Source organism: Thiocystis violacea (genome assembly GCF_016583565.1).
Taxonomy (GTDB): domain Bacteria; phylum Pseudomonadota; class Gammaproteobacteria; order Chromatiales; family Chromatiaceae; genus Thiorhodococcus; species Thiorhodococcus violaceus_A.
This window is the reverse complement of the sequence record NZ_NRRF01000043.1, coordinates 1-22,725: the sequence shown is the minus strand read 5'-3', so window position 1 is coordinate 22,725 and position 22,725 is coordinate 1. Positions and strand designations below refer to the sequence as shown.

Genomic DNA, 22,725 nt, shown 5'->3' with positions numbered 1-22,725 from the left:
CGGCTCCCGTGACTGGACACCGATGCCTCAGAATCCCGCTAGCGGCCAACCGGTTCGGACCGCCCGCCCCCTGCATCTCAGGCCTTCTTGACGAACGCCGATTTCAGCTGCATGGCACCAATGCCAGCGATCTTGCAATCGATATTGTGATCGCCGTCCACAAGGCGGATGTTCTTGACCTTGGTTCCAACTTTCACGACAGACGACGAGCCCTTCACTTTCAAATCCTTGATCACAACCACCGCATCACCGTCGCTCAACACCGCGCCGTTGGCATCTTTCACGGCGGATTCGTTCGCCGCCGTGCTGTCCTCGCCCCCCCTCGCCCACTCGTGACCACATTGCGGACACACCAACATCGCGCCATCTTCGTAGGCGTACTCGGAATTGCAGTTTGGGCAGGGCGGGATATGACTCATTGACATCTCTCTTGTTCAGTCTTTGCGCGGGTGAAACAGCTCGCCACCAGGCTGGCCATTGCGAGCCTCGTCAATCGGCGACTCTCGATGGCGCGATACACGGCGCGCCGAAGCGGGCATCGCTGGCGCGGCGAAACGAAGGCATCCGTCCGCACCAACCCTGCTCGGCAAGGGTGGCGGCGATCTGATCGGCGATCCGCGGCAATTGGTCAGGAGGTCATGCAAAGGCGTTGCGGCGCAAGCCTTTGGCTCGGGGAGCTGGGGTGGCGCATTATCTGGCCGAAGTCGGGAAGCGTCCAGTCCTGGCGATCGACAATCCCAAGGCGCTCAACCAGATGCGCATGGCGACCCGAGATGACGCACGCGATTGTCGTTGACGTCGGGGCCAGGGCAAGGGTATTCCCATGGACGCAACGCGATACACTCCGCTTGAACCGGACCAATCGACATCACCATGCCTCTGACCCGCCGACAGCACGAGATCTTTGAGTACCTCAAGGAGAACATCGAGCACTTCGCTGAAGCACCCTCGCTCGACGTGCTTTGTGACCACCTCGGCCTGCGCTCGCGCGGATCGCTCCGCAAGCATATTCAGGCACTCGTTGCCGAGGGCTATGTCGAGCCCCTGCACGGCCGCCATGCTGGCGTGCGGCTCACACCAGGGCTCGGATCCGAAGATGCCCTGCCCTTCCTCGGCAGGATCGCCGCCGGCCGTCAGATCGAGGCCGTTCCCCAATGCGAAACCATTCAGGTACCCGCGCATCTGCGCACGCACCGGAATTGTTATGTCCTGCAAGTGACGGGGGATTCCATGTGCGAGGCGGGCATCCTCGACGGCGACTATGTCGTCATCGAGCATCGCAGGGTCGCCAGCAACGGGGAGACGGTCGTCGCCCTCGTCCGCGGCGAGGAGACCACGCTCAAGAACATCCAGCAGGAGCCGGACCGCGTCCTGCTCATCCCGCGCAACAGCGCGATGCAACCCCTGGAGTTCGCGCCGCACGAGGTCGAAATCCAAGGCGTTCTGGTTGGCTTGATGCGCAACTACGGATAGACAGGCATGACGGCCAGGGGCTGACTGGAGACGGGGCGAGCCGCCAGTCGAGGTCACCAAGAGTGCAGCGGGGAGGCGAACTCCCGCCGGAAAAACCGCACGAGCAAGACGTCGTCTCGTGCAGTCGGACCGAGGCTATCCCCGCGCCTCCTGCAGCTCCTGCAGCAATTCCAGCGGATCCATGACAATGCTGGTTCCATCCGGCGCCGAGAAGACGGAAACGAGCCGGTCGTCGCGCGCCATGCCCTTGAGCCAGCGGTCCATGAAGACGTCCAGATCCAGCGACTCGGCCTTGCAGTCCGACCAATCATCGTTGGCGAGCGCCTCGGCCAGCTCGGGCGAGGGCCAGAAAGGGAAGCAATCACGTCCGTCCTCGTCGCGGAAGGCGACGAAGCCGCCCGTCCCCGCGAGCGTCCAGACCTTGCCCTGCCTGACGCTTGCCTCGATGAAATACGCGTAGCGATCGTCCGCGGGGAGATCGAAGAGTGCGGCGAGGGTCTGGGTCGACTGAGGTGCGTTCATCGGCGGGATGATCCTTCTTGAGTGTGGCTGGCGCCTGGGCGCCGGAGATGCGGCCTTTGCGGGAGGCTTGACGTGTCTTGTTCAGCTCGGGCCAAAAGACCGCGCAGGGACTCTAACAGCCGCCTCTCGGGGACGAAAGCCCTAACGCTAGAACCGGCAGTCGACCGCTGTGCGCTTCATGCAGCGCATTGATCACCATGAAGACATTGGTCATCATGAGGACATTGATCGCCACGAAGATAGCGGCTTCCCGCTGAATCGCTCGCCGAGTGAAGGACAACCCAATCAACATCAAGGATTTCTCGATTTCGACCCTGTAGAGTGACGAAAGGCGGTCGCTGCGACTTGTCGAGCACCGATGTGCGCAGCAAAATAGCCTTAAAGTTCGTGTGGATCGAGAGAGGTGCGCGCGTGAAATGGTACGGAATCATGCTAGGCGCCATTTTGGGCATCTTGATGGGGACACTCATTGGGTACTTCCTCGTTCCTGGCATGCTCAAATAGGCCGTCAGGAAGCCTTCCCGTAACGCACGCCCACTCATACAGCCGATGGCGACTCCTCGACGCCCCGGCCCGAGCGGCGCGCCAACCATCGAATGGAATCAGGATCACCCCGGATCCGCTGACCAAGTGAGCGGACGGATTTACTGTGCTGGAGAATTGCCGATGAGGCCACTGAGGTACCGGGTCAGGCCTGGCAACTGGGATTTCGCTGGGGCAACCGTCAGGGAGGGCGGCGTGAATTTCTGCGTCTTCTCGCGTTATGCCGAACGGATGCAACTGATGCTGTTCGAGAGCGAGGACAGCACGGACCCTTACGAGGTCGTTCAGCTCGACCCGCGCACCAATCGCACCTTCTTCTTCTGGCACATCTTCGTCGAAGGGCTGCCGAACGGCACCTTTTACAACTGGCGCGCCGATGGCCATGTCGACACGCGCGAGACGGGCAGCCGGCTCGACAACGAGAAGGCACTGCTGGACCCCTGGGCGACGACCATCAACGACCAACTCTGGGACCGCGACGCGGCCTGCCGGCCGGGCGACAATGTGGAAACCGCCATCCGCGGTCAGGTGCTGCGCGACGACTACGATTGGGAGGGCGACAAGCCGCTCCATGTCCCACTCGCCGAGTCGGTCATCTATGAGATGCACGTCGCCGGCTTCACCCGTCACCCGTCCTCGGGGGTGGCCCATCCGGGCACCTTCGAGGGCATCATCGAGAAGATCCCCTACCTGAGGGATCTCGGGATCACCCACGTCGAGCTCATGCCCGTGATGGCATTCGATGTCCAGGATGTCCCGCCCAAGACCGCCAAGCTGGGCATGGAGAACTACTGGGGCTACAGCACCCACAGCTTCTTCGCGCCGCATCCCGGCTTCGCCGTCACCGCCTCGCATGCGCGCGATGAGTTCCGCGACATGGTCAAGGCCTTCCACAAGGCCGGCATCGCCATCATCCTGGACGTGGTCTTCAACCATACCGCCGAAGGCGGGGAAAATGGCCCCGTCATCAGCTTCAAGGCCTTCGGCAACGAGATCTTCTACCACCTCGACTTCGACGACCGACGCCAATACCGCGACTATACCGGCTGCGGGAACACCATGAACTGCAACCACCCCATGGTGACCCGCTTCCTGATCGACGCCCTGCTCTACTGGGTGCGCCACATGCACGTCGACGGCTTCCGCTTCGACCTCGCAAGCGCGCTGGCCCGCGGCGAAGACGGCAATCCGCAGTATCACGCCCCCGTGCTCTGGGCCATCGAGCTATCACCCTCGCTGAGCCGCGCGCACATCATCGCCGAGGCATGGGATGCCGCCGGGCTCTACCAGGTCGGCGATTTTCCCGGCTACCGCTGGTCGGAGTGGAACGGTCGCTACCGCGACGTGATCCGCAGCTTCGTGCGCGGAGACAGCGGCTTGGTGCCCGAGGTCGCGACCCGGATCGCCGGCTCCAGCGACATGTACGAGGGGCGCGGACGGCTGCCGATGAACTCCATCAATTTCGTCACCTGCCACGACGGCTTCACGTTGTGCGATCTGGTCAGCTACAACCAGAAGCACAACGAGGCCAACGGCGAGGACAACCGCGACGGCCACGACGACAACCGCAGCTGGAACTGCGGCCACGAGGGACCGACGGACGACCGGGAGATCCAACGACTGCGCACGCGCCAGGCACGCAACTTCATCAGCATCCTCATGCTGAGTCAGGGCGTGCCCATGCTGCTTTCCGGCGACGAGGTCTTCCGCACCAAACTCGGGAACAACAACACCTATTGCCAGAACAACGAGCTGTCCTGGTCGGACTGGGGATTGGTCGACAAGAATCGGGAGATGCTCGACTTCGTGCGCGCCATGATCGCCCTGCGCCGGCGCCATCCGAGCCTGACGCGCGACCGCTTCCTCACCGGCAAGCCGGAACGCGGCAAGACGCTGCCGGACATCGCCTGGCATGGCGTCGGGCTCGAGCAGCCTCAGTGGGACGACCCAACCAACCACGCACTGGCCTTCACCCTGGCTGGCAAGGACGAGGACGAGCCGCACCTGCATGTCATGCTGAACATGGGCATGACCGCGCTCGAGTTCGCCGTTCCTGGGCTCAAGGGGTTGAGCTGGTGCCTCGCCGTCGATACTTTCTGCGAACCCAGCGTGATCGAACCTGAAAACCAGCAACCCATCCAGCCGGGGCGCGTTGCTGTCCGCCCCCACAGCGTGGTGGTGCTCGAAGCCAGGGCGCTCTGAGGGCGAGCGGATCCGACCGCCCGGCCACGCAGCTCGGGAACATCCGCACTCTCAAAGAGGATTGAGTCATGCAGCTTGGAATGATCGGCCTCGGCCGAATGGGCGCGAACATGGTGCTGCGCCTCCTGGGCGCCGGCCACCAATGCGTGGTCTATGATCGTGATCCCCAGGCGGTGCAAGCCCTGGTCGACCAAGGCGCCGAGGGCGCGAGCGACCTGGCGGACCTCTGCGCCAAGCTGGACGCACCGCGCAATGTCTGGATGATGGTTCCGGCAGCCGTGGTCGAGGGGGTGATCCATGAGATCGCCCCCCACCTCGGCCGCGGCGACACCCTGATCGACGGCGGCAACTCCAATTACCGCGACGACCTGAAGCACGCCGCGCGGCTGCGGCCCGCGGGCATCCACTTCGTCGATTGCGGCACCAGCGGCGGCGTCTGGGGATTGGAGCGCGGCTACTGCCTGATGATCGGCGGCGAGCAGGAGGCGGTCGAGCGGCTGGATCCCATCTTCGCCGCCCTGGCCCCCGGGCCTGGCTCGATCGAGCGGACTCATGGGCGATCCGGCCCCGCGAGTCGATCCGAGCAGGGTTATCTTCACTGCGGCCCCAATGGTGCCGGGCACTTCGTCAAGATGGTCCACAACGGCATCGAGTATGTCCTCATGGCCGCCTATGCCGAGGGGCTGAACATCCTCAAGCACGCTGGCGTGGGTCGACAGGACCACGCCCTCGACGCCGAGACCGCGCCGCTCAGCCATCCCGAGCACTACCAGTACGACATCCCGATCGCCGAGGTCGCCGAGGTCTGGCGCCGCGGCAGCGTCGTCGCCTCCTGGCTGTTGGATCTCACCGCCAACGCCCTGCTCCAGGATCCGGAGCTGTCGGCCTTCGGCGGGCGCGTCTCGGACTCCGGCGAGGGCCGCTGGACCTGCCTCGCCGCGATCGAGACCGGCACGCCAGCCCCATTGCTCACCACCGCGCTCTTCGAGCGCTTCAGCTCGCGCGGCGAGGCGGACTTCGCCAATCAGATCCTCTCCGCCATGCGCTACCAGTTCGGCGGCCACCACGAGAAGCCCCAGGGCTGACCGCGCCCTCTTCGCGCTCGCCGCTCGGCGAGCCATCGACCTCACGGATCGCGCCTCAGGAGAAGCCTGGTGACCGACGAACGTCTGACCTCAGAGATCGCCCCGCCGGCCCCGCCGAACGTCATGATCATCTTCGGCGCCGGTGGCGACCTGACCAAGCGCAAGCTGATTCCCGCCCTCTTCTATCTGTGCCAAGGCCATCTGCTGCCCGACACCTTCGCGATTCTCGGTCTCGACCGGCTCGAGCTCGACGACGAGAGCTTTCGCGACGGCATGGCCGACGAGGTCAGGCAGCATGTCGGCGCCGCCTGGGACGCCGAGACCTGGTCACGCCTCTGTCAGCGACTGCATTACATGCAGGGCAACATCAAGGAGGAGACCACCTACATGGCGCTCTGCGAGCGTCTGTCTCGGCTGGACGCGGAGCGTGGCACCGAGGGCAATTATCTCTTCTACCTGGCCGTGCCGCCGAGTCTCTTCGGCGACATCACCCGGCACCTGGGCGCCGTCGGACTGACAGCGGAATCAGCAGAAGACTGGCGCCGCGTCATCATCGAAAAGCCCTTCGGCAACGACGTCGAGAGCGCCAAGGCGCTCAACCGGATGCTGCACGAGACCTTGGACGAGGGTCAGATCTATCGGATCGATCACTATCTCGGCAAGGAAACGGTTCAGAACATCATGGTGTTCCGGTTCGCGAACGGCTTCATCGAGCCCTTCTGGAACCGCCAGCACATCGACCACGTCCAGATCACGGTCGCTGAATCCGTGGGTGTCGAGCATCGCGGCGAGTATTACGAGCAGGCTGGCGCCCTGCGCGACATGATTCCCAATCACGTCCTGGTGCTTCTGGGATTCCTGGCCATGGAGCCGCCCAACTCCTTCGAGTCCCAGGCGGTGCGCGATGAGATCAACAAGGTGCTGGACGCCGTGCATCCACTGACCCCGGAGGAAGTCCTGACGCATGCCGTGCGGGGTCAATACGGCGAGGGCGTCATGCCCAGCGGCGAAAAGGTGCCGGCCTATCGCTCATCTCCGGGCGTCTCGCCCAACTCGGGCCGAGAAACCTATGCGGCGCTCAAGCTCACCATGGACAATTGGCGCTGGGCCGGCGTGCCCTTCTATCTGCGCACGGGCAAACGCCTGCCGGCCCAGTACACCGAGATCGTCATCCAGTACAGGCGCGCGCCCAAGATCATGTTCAAGAATACGGACGTCGAGCAGATGACCCCGGATCGGCTGGTGTTGCGTATCCAGCCCAACGAAGGCATTCAGATGAGTTTCGGCGCCAAGATCCCCGGGCCGCGCATGCGGGTCGGCACAGTCAACATGAACTTCTGCTACGCCGACTATTTCGGTAACGCCCCCGCGACCGGCTACGAGACCTTGATCTACGACTGCATGAACGGCGACGCCACCCTCTTCAAGCACGCGGATACAGTCGAAAAGGGCTGGGAGATCGTCGAGTCCGTCATGGATGTCTGGACCGCCCTGCCCGCGCGCAATTTCCCCAACTACGCGGCCGGGACCTGGGGTCCGGCCGCGGCCGGCGACCTGCTCAAGAACGATGGTCGCCTATGGCGGCGCATCGAGACCCCTTGAACCGAGTCCCTTGAGCCGAGACCAACTGAACCGAGCGAACAGCCGTGGTGAAACGCCGTGAATCCCATCGAGAGCCTGAACGCGGTCTGCCCCTGGTGCGATGCGCCTCTGGAGATGGAGATCGACCTGACCGCCGGAGACCGCTGCTATGTGGAAGACTGTCAGATCTGCTGCTCCCCCATCCTGGTCAACCTCACCCTGAGTCCAACGCCTGACGACGACTTCCGCGTGACCCTGACCAGAGAGGGAGACTAGATACCGATGACGCCGACTCCATTGGTGCTCGCATCCACGTCGGTCTATCGACGCGCCCTGCTGGAACGCCTCGGCTTGACCTTCGCAACCGCCTCACCTGACGTCGACGAGCGCCGCCGCCCGAATGAGCCGGCACAGGTGCTGGTGCTCAGATTGGCCGAAGCCAAGGCACGCGCGGTGGCTCAGACGCACCCGCACGCGCTCATCATCGGCTCGGATCAGGTCGCTTGTCTGGATGATGCGATCCTCGGCAAGCCGGGCAACCGGGAGACGGCGATCGAGCAACTAGAGCGCGCCTCGGGCCGCACGGTGGTCTTCCAGACCGGGCTCTGTCTCCTGGACGCTCGCAGCGGACAGGCCCAAACCCTGGTGGAACCCTTTCGTGTGCACTTCCGCACCCTGAGCGAGGCACAAATCCACGGCTATGTGGATCGCGAGCAGCCCTACGACTGTGCCGGAAGCTTCAAATCCGAGGGGCTCGGCATCGCGCTCTTCGAACGGCTCGAGGGCGACGACCCGAACGCCCTGATCGGCCTGCCGCTCATTCGGCTCATCGCCTTGCTCGAAGCCGCGGGCATCGACCCGCTCGGCGCCTAAATCACCGGTCTCGTAGGGGAATTTGCGCATTGCAAAGCGGTTCCTCGTGGGCGACACTTCGCGTTTGTTGGGAGAGATTCGTGCTAGAGTCTCGATATTTCAGGGGGATTTTCTGACAATGCGATCTGAAACCATGCAGGCCCGCGTGCTGTGGGCTTCAATGCTTTCCGTCTTCGCGCTGGTCATGTCGGGCTGCGCCGGGACCGGAGGCGAAAGACCACTGAGTGACGGTAGCGACATTGGTCAGACGCGTCACAGCTATGGCGACTCGCGCACCTTCCCGGTACCGGCCGAGCTCGAGAGCAACGTCGACTTCTGGCGTCATGTCTACGGCGTCTGGGGCCGGGGCGAAGTCGCCATCCACGACGACGAGCATCTGGACGTCATCTATGAGGTCGTCAAGCTCCCTGGCGCGGTCCAGGATAGCTACACGGCGACACAGAAATCCCAGATCGAATCGCGCAAGCATTACTACACCAGCCAGCTTGCGGATCTGGAGCAGCGGGTGCGCTCCAACCAGAGCCTGAGCAGTGTCGACAAGGAATTACTGGACAAATTCAAGCGATCCGGTGGCATATCGGCCGTCTATGGCGCATCCGAGCGTGTGCGCACGCAGCGCGGCTTGCGTGAGCGCTTCCGCCGCGGCGTCGAGATCAGCGGCAGCTATGACCAGATCTTCCGCGAGATCATGCGCAACCAGGGCGTCCCCGAGGATCTCGCCTACTTGCCGCACGTCGAGTCCTCCTTCCAGGCCAACGCACGCTCGAGTGTAGGCGCCGGCGGCATCTGGCAATTCATGCCATCCACGGGGCGACAGTACATGACCGTGGATCGCCAGATCGATGAACGCTTCGACCCCATCCTGGCCGCCGACGGAGCCGCGCACTACCTGTCCCAAGCCTACCGCAAGCTGGGTAGCTGGCCGCTCGCCATCACCTCCTACAACCACGGCCAAGGCGGCATGGCCAACGCCAAGGAGCTCTACGGCAACGATATCGGTCGTATCGTAGAGAACTACGACGGGAAGTACTTTGGCTTCGCCTCACGCAACTTCTATGCAGAGTTCATCGCGGCACGCGAGGTCGCGGGAAACCCAAGCCGCTACTTCCCCGAAGGCGTTCGCTACGAGGAGCCTTGGCTGCACGACCGCCTCGTGCTGCGCAATAGCGTGCCCGCAGACCATCTCGCCCGCCACTATGGCACGACCAAGTACCAGCTCGCGCAGCTCAACCGACACTGGCGCGACGCCGTCTTGGATGGCAAGGCCGCGATTCCGGCCGGTAGCACGATCTGGCTGCCCCAGGGGACGACGCGCCGTATCGCCAGTCAGCCCACACCACCACAGAGACCGGTGCTGGTGGCCAAGGCCGACCCACGTCCCGCCCCGCCCAGGACCGTGGTTGCACAGGTCTCCACCTCGACCAAGCCAGTCAACGGATCCATCAAGGCGCAGGTCGCGAAGACCAATTCGGCGAGTCAATCCAGAACCGGAGCGACCAAGGCGAAGTACCATGTGGTCAAGCCGCAGGAAACCCTGTACCGCGTCGCCGTACAGAACGGGATCACCGTGGCTCAACTGCGTAAGCTGAACAAGATGCGCCCGGAAGATAACCACATTCGAACCGGACAGAAGCTGATCGTCGGAATTTGACGACCAGCTGGCCTGACACAGGGATGTGTCCTCCCCCAGCCAAGCCAGCCCCGTCCGCCCCCACTGACTTCGATCATCAAGGTTCGAGGCGCGCCTTCCAGACGGATCGCTTTCATCGAACCGATGCTCTCGGATCGGACGTTTGCCGGGGCTGCGAGACGCCGGGCGCAGACCCGTTCATCCAAGGCTCTCGGGATTCTGCGTTGGCGGTTTTCAACCGCGAATACTTCCAGCCCGTTACCCCAGCGACTGGATGCTTGCCTCGCCCCGAGGCCCAACTCGCACCGCGCAGCCTCTTGGGAGAGAACACCCCGGACAAAAAAAGGGGTGCCGAGCACCCCTTTCCACTTCGCGACCGATCGGTCAGCGTTTAGACATCGAGATTGTCCAACGCCTTCTGGAAGCGGTTGGCATGCGAGCGCTCGGCCTTGGCCAGCGTCTCGAACCAGTCGGCGATCTCGTCGAAGCCTTCGTCGCGTGCCGCCTTGGCCATGCCGGGATACATATCGGTGTACTCGTGCGTCTCGCCGGCGATAGCGGCCTTCAGGTTGTCCGAGGTGCCGCCGATCGGAAGTCCCGTGGCGGGATCACCCACGGCCTCCAGATACTCCAGATGTCCATGTGCGTGTCCGGTCTCGCCCTCAGCCGTCGAGCGGAAGACAGCGGCGACGTCATTGTAGCCCTCGACATCGGCCTTAGCGGCGAAGTAGAGGTACCGACGGTTGGCTTGAGACTCACCTGCGAAGGCTTCTTTCAGACTCTGCTCAGTCTTGCTGCCCTTGAGTTCCATGTAGCTCTCCTCGTGATGACCGGTTGGATGGGGGCCGTGCGAACGGCTAAAACCTTAGTTTCCGGCGTCATTGGAAAGAAATTGTTTGTTCCAATGACGCCGATAGTCTAGTTATATGAGCTTGACGCAGGGTGCCTGGAAGCCCTTCACGGGCGCAATATCGGGGCGATGAGCGGGAATTAAAACCCCGCATCCGAACCCAGATCGGCAAGGTCCCATCCATGCCCAGCCAAGCGGAGGAGCCTGTGGGCCGCCCGGCAGAGACATCCGCCCTGCTTCCCCTGTGATCACCGGGCATGCTCCCGACACGGCACTTGACAGCCGCGACTCACTACCCCGGAGACTGTCCAGGCGCCCGGCGGCTCCCGACAAGAGTACCTGCGAGCGCGCCGATCTTGTGAACTATCTCTCACTCCGGTTGCGCCACATGATCAACCATTAAGGACACGTGAACGGGTTCATTGTTGAGGGACCTGAACGGCTGATAGAAAAGCGGGGAAGAGCTTTCGAGCTTCTGAGGATCTCCCCGTCAGCCGGATTATCGGGAACCACGCATGTCGGCACACAAGCCCAACCAAGTCGTTACCATTCGCCATCCTCTACAGCGCCAGAATGCTAGCAAGACAGACGAGAAAACGATGCCTCTGCGCCTGCTGCAATTGACGGACCTGCATCTATTCGGCGATTCCAGCGGTCAGCTTCTCGGGATGACGACGCGGGATAGCTTCGAGGCGGTCTTAGAGCTCGCCCTGTCGTCCTCTCCACCAGCCGGAGCGCTCATTTTGAGCGGCGATCTGGTGCATGACGAGACCCCCGCCGGGTACCGCTACCTGCGCGAGACGCTGAAACGAACCGAGCTGCCGCATTTCTGTGTCGCCGGAAATCACGACGATCTCGCGCTCATGGACACCTATCTCGGCAGCGCGGCGGTCGGACCCGTCGCCTTGCGCCGATTGGATGACTGGAATCTGGTCTTCCTGGATTCGAGCGTTCCGGGCAGTGACGGCGGGCACCTCACAGAGGCTCAGATGAACCAGCTCAGCGACCTGCTGGCTGGGAACAGCGCGCCGACCATGATCTTTCTGCACCATCACCCGGTGCCGATCCAGAGTGCCTGGATGGACACGATGGGCGTGGACAACGGCACCGAGCTGATGGAACTCTGCGAGCAGCATCCACAGGTCAAGGCCATCCTCTTCGGGCATGTCCACCAAGCCTTTATGGTCCGGCACGGCGGCTGCTCCGTTCTCGGAACGCCCTCGACCTGCTTTCAGTTCCTACCGGGGAGCAAGGACTTCGCCATCGACACCAGCCCGCCCGGCTATCGCGAACTCCTGCTCTACCCGGATGGCCACTTCACCACCGAGATCGTGCGGCTCGACCAGTACGCCGAGCAGCCCCTCCATCAGGCCGAAGGCTACTGATCGAGCGCGCGGCTAATCGATGACGAACCCCGGATGCGGGTGATAATCCAAGGGTTCACAGGCCACGCCCGTCACCTGGGCCGCCGTCGGTCCCGTGCGAAGCCAGTCACGCAACTGGGCCACAGCCGCGGATTCGCCGCAGACCAACACCTCCACGCGCCCATCCGGCAAGTTGCGCGCATAGCCGGTCACACCAAGGCGCATCGCCTGCTCACGGGCAGAGGCGCGAAAGAAAACACCCTGCACACGCCCACCGACGACACAGCGATAACAGACCCTCTGCTCCGCGTGCTGATCATCCATCTTCGACTCCTCGCGATCGCGGCCCAATGCCGCATCCGTTGTGGCTCGGCCCATGAGCGCCGACCATCCGAGCAACCCGCGTCTTTGCGGTCAAGGTCATTGCCGGCATCCGCCCAGGCACCGGCGCGGCTTGTGCTCAGACGGCTCGTTCATTGCACCGACGTCTTCTGCCTGTCCCGCTTGTACTGCTGGAAGCTGACGTCCTTGTAATGCCCGTCGACCACATAGGCGCCTAGCAGCAAGAACTCATCGGCATCACGCGTGGCCCCGATGTATTTGGCGACCAGATTGCCTTCGAGGTCGAAGAACGCAAAAACGGGGGTCGCGCGCACGCGGTAGGACTTGAGCGCGAAATCCTTCTGCTTCATCGCCTCGCCGGAGAAATTCGTGATCTCGATGTCACCCTCGATATCGACCGGGAAGATGAGGAAGTGCTCCTTGAAGTAGTCCTGAACCTCGGATTGATTCAAGACGGTGCTCTTCATGCGTTGGCAGAAGGGACATTCGTCCATCTCGAACATGAGCAAGACGCCTGCCTTGCCCGCCTCCTTCGCGGTTTGCAGCTCCTCCTTGAAATCCCCGAAGGTTGAATCGAAGAAGTGCTGGACCGGATCACGGGTCGCCGCCAGGGCGACGCTGAACCAGAGGATCGCAGCGCCAAGGGTGACGGCCATGACGAGCGGCCACGCGCGGCCCCGAAGGCGCACGGCAGAGAGTGAAGACATAGAACTCCTCCTGATCGCGATTCGATTCAGATGCTCCCGGAAAAGCCGGACGCATCTCCAGCCACGGCGTCCGACCCCGTAGGATCAGCGAAGCCGGCTCATCCACAGCGACGGTCGAAGAGCGTTCCCCGGCGCTGGATCCGGTTTCCGCGGCATGCACCTCGCACTCGCCGGTTGCCGATTCTCACCAGATCGGAGACAGGTTTCAACGTCGAGTGGCTGCGCCAGCGCTAGGCGACGCGGAGAACGCCCTCCGCATCGCGCCTAGCGCGCAACGCCGCGGCGGCAGCGTGGCCTCGCACGCCGATTGAATGCCCGGTGAGTTAGACTCTCGCCCAAAGTGCCAACCTCTTCAGACCAACGACATATTCAGACCAGCGACATAGGAGCAACATGAGCTACATCCTCATTCTCTATTACAGCCGCCATGGAGCGACCGCCGAGATGGCCCAGCAGATCGCGCGTGGGGTCGAGTCAGGCGGGATGGAGGCGCGCCTGCGCACCGTACCAGCCGTCTCCGCGGTCTGCGAAGCCGTGGGGAACAGCATTCCGGACAAGGGCGCGCCCTACGCCGAAATCGACGACCTGCGCCACTGCGCCGGTTTGGCGCTCGGCAGTCCGACCCGCTTCGGGAACATGGCCGCCGCCATGAAATACTTCCTCGATGGCACCAGCGCGCTTTGGTTGACGGGCGCCCTGGCGGGGAAACCGGCCGGCGTCTTCACCTCGACATCCAGCCTCCATGGCGGCCAAGAGACCACGCTGCTGAGCATGATGCTGCCCCTCATGCACCATGGCATGCTGCTCATGGGCCTTCCCTACAGCGAATCGGATCTCCTGCACACCCAGACCGGGGGAACGCCCTACGGACCCTCCCACATCGCCGGCACCGAGAGCGACCGCGCGCTGTCCGAGGAGGAGAAACGACTGTGTCACGCGCTCGGCAAACGCCTGGCCGTAACGGCTGCCCGGCTTGCCCAGACCGCGCCCTGAGCGACGCGGGCAACGGCTCCTTTGTCTACAGCCTTTCAGCAGCTTCACCTGCCCCTCGAGCTCGGCCGCGAGCCGAGCTTGGCCGAGTATTTGCCGGGACCGAACTCGGAGGCCGTCGCGGCCATCACCGCCAGCGCGGAGGGCGCCGGCGAACCCTTCCTCTTCCTGTTCGGGAGCCCTGGAACAGGTAAGACGCACCTGCTCCAGGCTGCGTGTTTGGCAGCCGTCTCCGCTGGGCGTCAAGCCCACTTCGTGCCGCTGGGCACGCGCGGCCTCGCGCCGAGCCTACTGGACGATCTGGAGCGTCTCGACCTCGTCGCGATCGACGACATTCAAGAGGTCGTCGGCGAGGCGGAGTGGGAAAAGGCCCTCTTCGCCCTCTTCAATCGCATGCGCGAGCTCGGGCGTCACCTCTTCATGGCGGCGGATGCCGCGCCGGACGCCATCCCCGTGGCGCTGCCCGACCTCGCATCCCGCCTGCTCTGGGGGCCGCGCTACTGCCTGCAGCCGCTCGGGGAAGAGGAGTGCGCGCGGCTCCTGACCCAATCGGCCGAGCGGCGCGGTCTGCGCCTGAGCCCGGACCTGGTGCGTTTCATCATGCACCACTATCCACGCGATCCGGGGTCGCTGATGGACCTACTCGCACGCGTCGACAGCCTCAGCCTGCGCGAGCAGCGCCAGCCGAGCATCCCACTGGTGCGGCGCGCCATGCAGGAAGCCCTCTAGGGGCCGGTCCGGCGTGGGGGCCGAGGCGAGGACGTGTGAGCGCGAGGCCACTTCGTTCCGGCTTCGACTTTCTCCTATTCTTTACAGGGTCAAGGCACCGCACCGCCCTTGACCCTTGACCCTTGCGCGAACGCATGGGACGCCATTGGGACTTGGCCGGATGAAAGCCTTCGACGGGGGAACGCGCCCTTTCCTGAATCATGGAGATGCGACGATGGCGATCACACTGGGCACACCTGGAAACGAGACGATCACTGGTACGGCAGGCTGGGACACCCTCTACGGTCTGGCGGGCAATGACAGGCTCAACGGGGGCACCGGGACCGACACCCTGTCCGGCGGGGCGGGCGACGACATCCTGATCGGCGGCCCCGGGCCGGACATCTTGCACGGCGGCGCGGGCCGAGACAGCGTCAGATTCGCCAACTTCAGCAGCGCCGACGGAGACCGCATCGTCGATTTCAGCCTCGACGACGTGCTCGACTTCTCGGCGATCCCGGCCGCTCGGCGGACCTTCATCGGCAATGAGCAGTTCCATGGCGTCGCCGGCGAGATGCGGTTCGATTTCGGCGCCCTCACCATCGACACGGACGGCGATGCCATCGGCGACATCGCGCTGTCTTTCAACGCGGCGACCAATCTGATCGAAACCAGGGCCGGCTCGGGCATCCTGACGCTGGCTGCCGACCAGACCCTGGTCGGCAGCGCGCTCGGCGAGACCTTGCACGGCGGGGCGGGAAACGACACTCTCCTCGGCCTGGGCGGCGACGATATCCTGGAGGGCGGTGGCGGCAACGACACGCTGATCGGCGACGAGGGGTCGGATGTCCTGACCGGTGGTCTCGGAACGGACACCTATCGAGGCGGAGCCGGAGACGACGTCTTCCGCTTCACCCGCCCCGATGACATCAATGTGGACACCATCGCCGACTTCTCTCCCGGCGACCGCATCGACCTCGACATCCTGGGAATCAGCTTCATCGGAGATGCCTCCTTCTCGGGCACGCCCGGTGAGTATCGCTACGAGCACTACGGATACGGTCCCTACGCATTCGGCAACATCGAGTTCGACAGCGACGGCGATGGATTCGGCGACCAGATGATCGCCCTGTATCCGGCCGGATCCTTGATGCTGGAGGAGTCGGCGCCTGGCTCCAACCAGCTGATCGCCTCCTTGAACCAGGTGCTGACCGGGACGCCCGGCGACGACATGCTGCGTGGCGGCAACGGGCACGATCTCCTGCAGGGTCTCGAAGGCAACGACTGGCTGGATGCGGCCGCCGGCGATGACAACCTCGACGGCGGCGCCGGCAATGACGTCCTCGACGGCGGGACAGGCGACGATATTCTGAATGGCGGAGACGGAGACGACCTGCTCCTCGGCGGGGCGGGTTTCGATACCCTCATCGGCGGTCTCGGCAACGACACCTTCAAGTACACGGCCTTGGACGAGCTGGGATACGAGATCCTCAGCGACTTCGGGATCGGGGACAGCATCGATATCAGCGCGCTATCGGAGCTGCGCTTCATCGGATTCGCGGCGGATTTCAGCGGCACCGGCAATGAGGTCCGCCTCGACGACGATGGCTACATGACCTACCTGTTCATCGACGCGGACGGAGACCGATTCGGCGAGTATTCCATCGCCTTGAACGGCAGCCAGAGCCTGGTCGAGACAGCGCCGGGATCCTTGGTGTTCCGGTTGGCGAACGATGTGATCGTCACCGGAAGCGAGGGTGACGATGTCCTGTCGGGAGGCGACGGGAACGACCTGCTCACGGGCCACGCGGGTAACGACATCCTCGACGGGGGCTATGGCCGGGATCTGATCGACGGCGGCGATGGCGACGACCTCCTGATCGGCGGCCTGGGCGCGGACGTCCTCACGGGAGGACGCGGCAACGACGTCTTCCGCTACGAATCCTCGGTCGAGAAGTGCTGCGACGCCTTCGTCGAGACCATCACGGACTTCGGCATGGGAGACAGAATCGACTTGACCGGCATGGACGCCAGCCTCTACCTGGATGGTGATCAGTCCTTCACCTTCATCGACAACGCCGACTTCAGCGGCCACGCCGGGGAGCTGCGCTACGAATTCGGCCTGCTTCAGGGCGACGTCGACGGCGATTTCCAGGCGGATCTCACTATCGCCTTCGCCGATCCGTCCATGGCCCTGAGCGCCTTCGAGCTCTTCCTCTGACCGCCAGGGCCGCCCCGCGGCCCGTGGGGACGTCGAGCGGACAATGAAACGCGTGGATGGCTCGGTGCCATCCACCCCGGCCGTCCGCGTGGCAGCCGATGATGACCCGAGCGAACCGCAGATACACAGGAGACCCGCTGATGAAGGCACCCACAAAGCTCGACGCCTGGCTCTCGACCCTCTTCCTCTACATCGAGAAGCTGGTCCTGGTCGGGGTCGGTGGCTTGGCGCTGATCGGCATCGCCCAGCTCATCGTCGGCATCTATCAGAACGCTGCCGTGAGACTCGAAGACCTCTTGCTGATGTTCATCTTCATCGAGATCATGGCCATGGCGAACGTCTACTTTCTCAGGCGCGCCGTGCCCTTCACCTACCCTATGTTCATCGCCGTCACGGCCCTGTCACGGCTGATCGTTCTACAAGGCAAGAATATTGCTCCAGAGAATCTGATTTATGAGAGTGGCGCCATCCTGCTCGTGAGTCTCGCCATTCTGATCATCCGCTTCAGCCAGCGTTTCAGCGCGGATGCGCAGGATCATGCCGAGCACCACGAGGAGGGGCACCGCTGAGGCCAACGGCGGCCGAGTGACCCTCGAGTGACTCTCGAGTGACTCTTAGGCGATACACGCGGGGCGATACACCAAGGTGCTGATCGTCACAGCCTGTGACACTCGCATCGGCAACCGAGCGACGATCGGTGACCGGCTGACGTGCGCGATGACCCTCGGCCCTTGGTGCTGTCATCCCGCATCTCGCTAGTCACGCTTGGTCGATCATCGTAGACTCTGGACACTTGAGATCGAAGTGCATTCCCCGATGTGGGCAGCTTCGTCTCCGAAATGCCCTTATAGCGATGGTCTCCGCGAGCCGGCTCTGAATCAGCGCATCTCACGCGATGAGCCATGCAGCCGTCGAGCTCTGGACATCGCGCTATCGGCTAACCGCATGAGCTGAAAAAGGTCACGGAGCATGAAAGAGCCTGTATCCCCGTCCAAGAGCCACCTGCTCGATCTCATCAATTCGCTGTACGCAACGCGCGCCTATACGCAGCTGACGAAGGAGCTGCTCGCCTGTTTGCAGGTGTTCGTCCCCTTCGATGCGGCTGCCCTGCTCGAGATCGATCGGGGACGCTACGAGGTCACGCCAGGCGTTTGCGCCGGCCGCGACGCGGGGCTCATCGAGGACTACCTCGGCCGCCACGCGGCTCTGGACCCCTGCCTACTCGATTCCTGCTGCCCGACACGCCTGAACCAGACCAACAGTCTATCGCCACTGCTGGCCACGCCAGCCTGGTCCCAGACCAAGGTCGCGGACATCCGGTCCGCCTTCCAGTTCGAGCACGCCGTGAATGTCATCGCTGGGTGGCGCGATCAGCCAATCGCCCTATTGCGACTGCACAGGCGCGCGAGTTCGCCGGACTTCAGCGCGCAGGAGATGGAGCTGATCGACACCATCGCCCCGCACATCGCCACATCCGCGGTCCTGCACAAGTCGGCGGACACCCAGTCCATGGAGCCCGATATCGGGCTGCTGGCCCTGACGAGCGATGATCAGCTGGTCTATGGCAATGGCGTCGCGCAGTACGTCATGTCTCAGCTCGACCCCGACACCATCCGAGCCCTTGCCATCGCCCGAGCCATTTGGCGCAGCGAGGATGCCGGGGTCTTCCGCCTGCGGATCTTGCCGATGACCTCGCGCAGCCTGCTGAGCTGGCTGGACCTTCAGGATCTCGGAGGCGCGCATGAGCGCCCGCGCGGGCGAGATTCCGGGGTGACGATCCTAGTGATCGAGCCGATTCAAAGACGCCATGCATTGGCAAGCAGGCTCGTCCACAGCCGATTGTCGCGGCGCGAAGTGCAAGTCGCGCTCTGCGTGATGCGCGGACTCTCCAATGCCGATATCGCCACCGAGCTCCGCATCGACGAAAAGACGGTGAAAGACCACTTACGCCGGATCTACGGCAAGATCGAGGTGCGTAGCCGCACCGCCATGATCTCCAAGGTCCTGGGGCTGGAAGCCGAGCTGACGCCGATGACCGAACTGGCGTCCAAGGCCAGACTCTAGGAGATCCAGAGTAGATCGCTCGGCCCGCGCCAGCTGCGACCACGACCGCGGGGACCGGTGCCCGAGACACTCTCCTCGCACTGTCGCGGGGACACCGGCGCTCGGCCGCGCGCGTGCTCAGGCACACATGACCCGCCTCCTTCTGATTGAGCGAAAACGCCGCCCGCAGCACTGTCGCGGTCGTTCTCCACTGCTTCTCCGACACCACCTCCACACACGCGAGAGCGTCGCCGGATACCGCAGCGCGCGCACCCGCTTCTGGCCTCGCCATGAGTCCTGCGAGCCCTCTGCAACGAGGCTCAACGCGCATCCCCAGGCGGACAGGCACGCCGGGCTGAACGCGCCGCTCCTGTCGGCAGTCCTTTCGCACCTTTGAGACGCCCACACCATGCCGTTTCCCGAGCTCGTCTCCTACCTCCTCATCGGCGCCCTGTCCGGGCTACTTGCCGGACTCTTCGGCGTCGGCGGAGGGGCCATCATGGTCCCTGCCCTGATCCTGGTCTTCACCCACGGCGAACTCGCGCAGGATTGGATTCCCCACCTCGCCGTCGGCACCTCGCTGGCGACCATCATCGGGACCGGCGCCGCCTCCACGCTTGCGCATCACCGCCGCGCGGGCGTGCGCTGGGATCTCTTCGTGAGCCTGACGCCCGGCATCGTCCTCGGCGCCTGGGCGGGCGCCGCCTTCGCGGCCCAGATCCCGGATCTCTGGCTGAAGCGACTCTTCGCCGTCTTTCTCGCCTTCGTCGGCGCGCGGATGCTCTTGCCCGTTGCGCGCTCGGTCCCGACGCGCGTCATGCCCGGCCGTCTCGGTCTCTGGGGTGTGGGTGGCGGAATCGGCATGCTCTCCGCCCTGGTCGGAATCGGTGGAGGGACACTGACGGTCCCCTTTCTGAGCAACCGGGGAATCGATATGCGCAAGGCCGTCGGCACCTCTGCCGCCTGCGGTCTGCCGATCGCGATCGCCGGCACGATCGGATTCATCCTTGCCGGCCTGGGACGGGCCGGGCTTCCCGATCTGAGCTCCGGATTCGTCTACTGGCCGGCCGTTGTCGCCATGCTCCTCGCCAGCATGCCGACCGCACCGCTCGGAACCCGTCTGGCCCATGCGCTGCCGGTGCAGGTTCTCAAACGCATGTTCGGGGTCCTGCTCCTGCTCATCGCGGCCAAACTGGCCCTCGGCTGAGGGCCTGGCGGAGACACGCACAGAGTCTGGAGTGGGAAAATACGAGGCACGAGTCGTATCATTGCCGTTCCCCCACGACCTCTGTCGCGATGGATCCGACCACGAAGCTGCCGACCGCGTACCCATGACCTTCAACCGAGACACAGAAACGATCCGCAGGCTCCGTTTCTTCCTCGCCGCCTGCCTGCTGGCGGTTGGCCTCTTCAACTTCAGTTTCATGCTGAACGTTTCCCCCGTGGTCAAGATCCAGCTGCTCATGGACGAGGCCAGCGTGCTCACGGAAACGGAATCCGCCTTCCTCGTGGACTACCACAACGCCCTGCTCGACGACTATGGCATCGACTATCGCGTGATCACCACGACCGAGGGTGCGGACCTCGACGCGCTGGCCCTCGAGCGGTTCGACTCGCTCGAAGCCGGCACCTTCTACGACTCCGGACGCGGCTTGCTGCTCGTGGTCAATCCGCGCTCGCGGCAGGTACGCCTCGAAGTGGGCGAGGACCTCAGCGAGGTCTATACGGAGACCTTCGTCGAGCACATCGAGAACGGCCAGATGGCGCCCTTCTTCAGCGATCAGCATGTCGGTGAGGGGATCGTGGCAACCTCCGAGCTGATCGTGACCCGGGCCCAGGAGGCGACCAAGGACATGGCGTTCGACGCCTCCAAGACGCCCGAGCCCACCCCCAGCGCTCCCGGCATCAGTCAGGCCACCACGGCGCCGGCCCCGGATATCCTGACCCCGATGCCCGACGTCAGCTCGCAGGGCAGTCCCATCAAGACCATCGATGCCTACATCCAGGCCATGGAGGAAGGTAACGCACGCCCGGACCTGGACATCTACACCAAGGCATCACAAGAAATGTTGAAGGATTGGGTGGTGACCAAGACGCAGATGCGCAACGTCGCGCGCGAGCATCGCCGCTGCACCGCCGAGCGCTATCAGATCCATGGCAGGAACGCCGTGGTTCAGTACGACCCGGAGCCGCGTGTCTGCAATCCCTATTTTCTGCGGCGCGAGGAAGGCAGGTGGCGCATCGATTTCGTCAAGATGCAGAAGTACATCCGCTTCGACGAGAACAACCACTGGAGCATCCCCTGGGGGGCCGGTGAATTTTCGTTCGCCTTTCCCGAAACGCCGCCAAACGCCTCTCAGGAAGACCGCTGTCGCTGGTGCTTCACCTTCAGGAGCGAGGACCTGGTCGTCCTCTCCATCGACCCTGGCTCGATCGGCGAAAAGATGGGGCTCAAGGTCGGCGACAAGATCCTGGAGTTGGACGGCGAGAAGCAACCCAGCATGCAATGGGTCTTCAGCCACCTCTACACCGTCGACAGCGGCGAGTTGGTCACCATCACCGTGCAGCGCGGCGAGCAGCGCTTGGCGCTCTCCCATCCCGCGCCCTGAGCGGTGCGGCTCAGCGATCCTGGCCGAGCACCAGACGCCGGTAGAGAAACACCGTACCGCTGGGGCTGCGCAGCACCAGACGCCCCTGGTCCAACGCCATGTCGAAGGTCTGAGTGATGTTCTCCCGGGAATTGCCCAGCTCGACCTGATCATTGCTCACGCGGATGCGGCCTTCGATATAGCCGCGACATTGCGAGTAGAGCCGGTAGAACCCGCCCTGCACGATGAGCACGCCGCCTTGGTTGTCCTCCCACAGACCCTCCAGCGGGCCGGCGCCTGAGCCGTCTCCGCCCTGCATGGGCAGACTGCGGTAGAGACGCTCCCCCATCTGCGACATTTGACTCATGGGCGAGCCGCCCGACCCGGGCGACATCGGCCCGCCTGGCCCGGACATGCCCGGCAAGGCACCGAAGGCCGACGGCCAGCCATCCGCCGGCATGGGTGGCGCGGAGCCGGACGGGCCATAGCCCGCCGATCCGTTGAACCCCATGCTCTCCATCATCCGAGCGATTGCATGCGCCATGGCTTGCGCCGGCGTATCCAGCGATTCAGCCATGGCCGTAATCGTGGCGAAAGAGATGACCGTCAGCAGCGAGACACGCGCAATCACGGCGAAGAGGAATTGACGGGTCACTGGCCTTTGCATGGGTTCGGTCGTACGGATTGGGCCTGGGGAGCGATCGACGATCGCGGGCGTCCTGGCGACCCTATGATTCCTGTGGAAGCGCTGCGCGATGCCGGCCTTGGTCATCGGTTGGACCGGTAGGGTGGACGAGCGAGAGCGAAGTCCACCGAACCCCGCGCCGTTGTTGGTGGACTGCGCCGCGCTTGTCCACCCTACCGAAGACGACTGGTACCGGGTGGCCACGGGTGCTTACGCACCCGCGGCTCCCACAGATCCGGACGTGCGGGACTACCGCATCCGGCTCCTCGGTTGAGCACACGCTACGCGACATAATTGCCGTCACGCACCCGCTGGTCG

At 63.9% G+C, this 22,725-nt stretch carries 22 protein-coding genes; 16 read left to right on the top strand and 6 right to left on the bottom strand.

Translation table 11 applies throughout. The features are described from left to right. Positions 1–77 precede the first annotated feature (77 nt). Positions 78–419: a zinc ribbon domain-containing protein YjdM gene (locus CKO23_RS16280; RefSeq protein WP_200332876.1), complete on the bottom strand. Its 342-nt coding sequence runs from the start codon at positions 417–419 to the stop codon at positions 78–80. A 454-nt stretch (positions 420–873) separates the two neighbouring features. On the opposite strand from CKO23_RS16280, the gene lexA reads away from it, so the two are divergent. After that, positions 874–1,473: a transcriptional repressor LexA gene (lexA, locus tag CKO23_RS16275; RefSeq protein ID WP_200332875.1), complete on the top strand. Its 600-nt coding sequence runs from the start codon at positions 874–876 to the stop codon at positions 1,471–1,473. A gap of 135 nt (positions 1,474–1,608) precedes the next feature. Here lexA and CKO23_RS16270 read toward each other — a convergent pair whose 3' ends face one another. Further along, positions 1,609–1,995, bottom strand: coding sequence for a DUF2750 domain-containing protein (locus CKO23_RS16270; RefSeq protein WP_200332874.1), 387 nt, complete (start codon positions 1,993–1,995; stop codon positions 1,609–1,611). 178 nt (positions 1,996–2,173) lie between these two features. Here CKO23_RS16270 and CKO23_RS16265 point away from each other — a divergent pair, with 178 nt between their 5' ends. From CKO23_RS16265 to CKO23_RS16235, 7 genes are all read left to right on the top strand, one after another. Continuing rightward, complete coding sequence (locus CKO23_RS16265) at positions 2,174–2,320, top strand: hypothetical protein (RefSeq protein WP_200332873.1); 147 nt, start codon at positions 2,174–2,176, stop codon at positions 2,318–2,320. A 341-nt stretch (positions 2,321–2,661) separates the two neighbouring features. Then, on the top strand, positions 2,662–4,740 hold the full coding sequence (gene glgX / locus CKO23_RS16260) for a glycogen debranching protein GlgX (RefSeq protein WP_200332872.1): 2,079 nt from the start codon (positions 2,662–2,664) through the stop codon (positions 4,738–4,740). Positions 4,741–4,808: 68 nt separating this feature from the next. Next, on the top strand, positions 4,809–5,825 hold the full coding sequence (gene gnd / locus CKO23_RS16255; RefSeq protein ID WP_200332871.1) for a phosphogluconate dehydrogenase (NAD(+)-dependent, decarboxylating): 1,017 nt from the start codon (positions 4,809–4,811) through the stop codon (positions 5,823–5,825). A gap of 69 nt (positions 5,826–5,894) precedes the next feature. Beyond that, positions 5,895–7,427, top strand: coding sequence for a glucose-6-phosphate dehydrogenase (gene zwf, locus CKO23_RS16250; protein ID WP_346014621.1), 1,533 nt, complete (start codon positions 5,895–5,897; stop codon positions 7,425–7,427). Between the two features lie 57 nt (positions 7,428–7,484). After that, a complete protein-coding gene (locus CKO23_RS16245) occupies positions 7,485–7,682 on the top strand; it encodes a CPXCG motif-containing cysteine-rich protein (protein ID WP_200332870.1) in 198 nt (65 codons plus the stop codon). Between the two features lie 6 nt (positions 7,683–7,688). Beyond that, a complete protein-coding gene (locus tag CKO23_RS16240; RefSeq protein ID WP_200332869.1) occupies positions 7,689–8,279 on the top strand; it encodes a Maf family protein in 591 nt (196 codons plus the stop codon). Positions 8,280–8,397: 118 nt separating this feature from the next. Continuing rightward, positions 8,398–9,930: a lytic transglycosylase domain-containing protein gene (locus tag CKO23_RS16235; RefSeq protein WP_200332868.1), complete on the top strand. Its 1,533-nt coding sequence runs from the start codon at positions 8,398–8,400 to the stop codon at positions 9,928–9,930. A gap of 370 nt (positions 9,931–10,300) precedes the next feature. Here CKO23_RS16235 and CKO23_RS16230 read toward each other — a convergent pair whose 3' ends face one another. After that, positions 10,301–10,720 carry a rubrerythrin family protein gene (locus tag CKO23_RS16230; protein WP_200332867.1) on the bottom strand — a complete coding sequence of 140 codons (420 nt, stop codon included), beginning with the start codon at positions 10,718–10,720 and terminating at the stop codon, positions 10,301–10,303. Positions 10,721–11,358: 638 nt separating this feature from the next. On the opposite strand from CKO23_RS16230, the gene CKO23_RS16225 reads away from it, so the two are divergent. Beyond that, positions 11,359–12,144 (top strand): metallophosphoesterase, encoded by a 786-nt coding sequence (locus CKO23_RS16225; protein ID WP_200332866.1) that lies wholly within the window; start codon positions 11,359–11,361, stop codon positions 12,142–12,144. A 12-nt stretch (positions 12,145–12,156) separates the two neighbouring features. Here CKO23_RS16225 and CKO23_RS16220 read toward each other — a convergent pair whose 3' ends face one another. Together CKO23_RS16220 and CKO23_RS16215 are read right to left on the bottom strand one after the other, a co-directional pair. Further along, positions 12,157–12,447: an acylphosphatase gene (locus CKO23_RS16220; protein ID WP_200332865.1), complete on the bottom strand. Its 291-nt coding sequence runs from the start codon at positions 12,445–12,447 to the stop codon at positions 12,157–12,159. 149 nt (positions 12,448–12,596) lie between these two features. Continuing rightward, on the bottom strand, positions 12,597–13,172 hold the full coding sequence (locus tag CKO23_RS16215; RefSeq protein WP_200332864.1) for a SoxW family protein: 576 nt from the start codon (positions 13,170–13,172) through the stop codon (positions 12,597–12,599). Positions 13,173–13,565: 393 nt separating this feature from the next. Here CKO23_RS16215 and wrbA point away from each other — a divergent pair, with 393 nt between their 5' ends. From wrbA to CKO23_RS16180, 7 genes are all read left to right on the top strand, one after another. Further along, the gene (gene wrbA / locus CKO23_RS16210; RefSeq protein ID WP_200332863.1) at positions 13,566–14,165 is read left to right on the top strand and encodes an NAD(P)H:quinone oxidoreductase; all 600 of its coding nucleotides are present in this window, start codon (positions 13,566–13,568) and stop codon (positions 14,163–14,165) included. Positions 14,166–14,186: 21 nt separating this feature from the next. After that, the gene (hda, locus tag CKO23_RS16205) at positions 14,187–14,891 is read left to right on the top strand and encodes a DnaA regulatory inactivator Hda (protein WP_200332862.1); all 705 of its coding nucleotides are present in this window, start codon (positions 14,187–14,189) and stop codon (positions 14,889–14,891) included. A 214-nt stretch (positions 14,892–15,105) separates the two neighbouring features. Beyond that, a complete protein-coding gene (locus CKO23_RS16200) occupies positions 15,106–17,091 on the top strand; it encodes a calcium-binding protein (protein WP_200332861.1) in 1,986 nt (661 codons plus the stop codon). A gap of 140 nt (positions 17,092–17,231) precedes the next feature. Beyond that, positions 17,232–17,660 carry a phosphate-starvation-inducible protein PsiE gene (locus CKO23_RS16195; protein WP_200332860.1) on the top strand — a complete coding sequence of 143 codons (429 nt, stop codon included), beginning with the start codon at positions 17,232–17,234 and terminating at the stop codon, positions 17,658–17,660. A 400-nt stretch (positions 17,661–18,060) separates the two neighbouring features. Next, positions 18,061–19,155 (top strand): helix-turn-helix transcriptional regulator, encoded by a 1,095-nt coding sequence (locus tag CKO23_RS16190; RefSeq protein ID WP_200332859.1) that lies wholly within the window; start codon positions 18,061–18,063, stop codon positions 19,153–19,155. Positions 19,156–19,543: 388 nt separating this feature from the next. Continuing rightward, complete coding sequence (locus CKO23_RS16185) at positions 19,544–20,341, top strand: sulfite exporter TauE/SafE family protein (RefSeq protein ID WP_200332858.1); 798 nt, start codon at positions 19,544–19,546, stop codon at positions 20,339–20,341. 124 nt (positions 20,342–20,465) lie between these two features. Further along, positions 20,466–21,743 (top strand): TPM domain-containing protein, encoded by a 1,278-nt coding sequence (locus CKO23_RS16180; protein ID WP_200332857.1) that lies wholly within the window; start codon positions 20,466–20,468, stop codon positions 21,741–21,743. Positions 21,744–21,753: 10 nt separating this feature from the next. Here CKO23_RS16180 and CKO23_RS16175 read toward each other — a convergent pair whose 3' ends face one another. Continuing rightward, positions 21,754–22,389: a hypothetical protein gene (locus CKO23_RS16175; protein WP_200332856.1), complete on the bottom strand. Its 636-nt coding sequence runs from the start codon at positions 22,387–22,389 to the stop codon at positions 21,754–21,756. Positions 22,390–22,725: the final 336 nt, after the last annotated feature.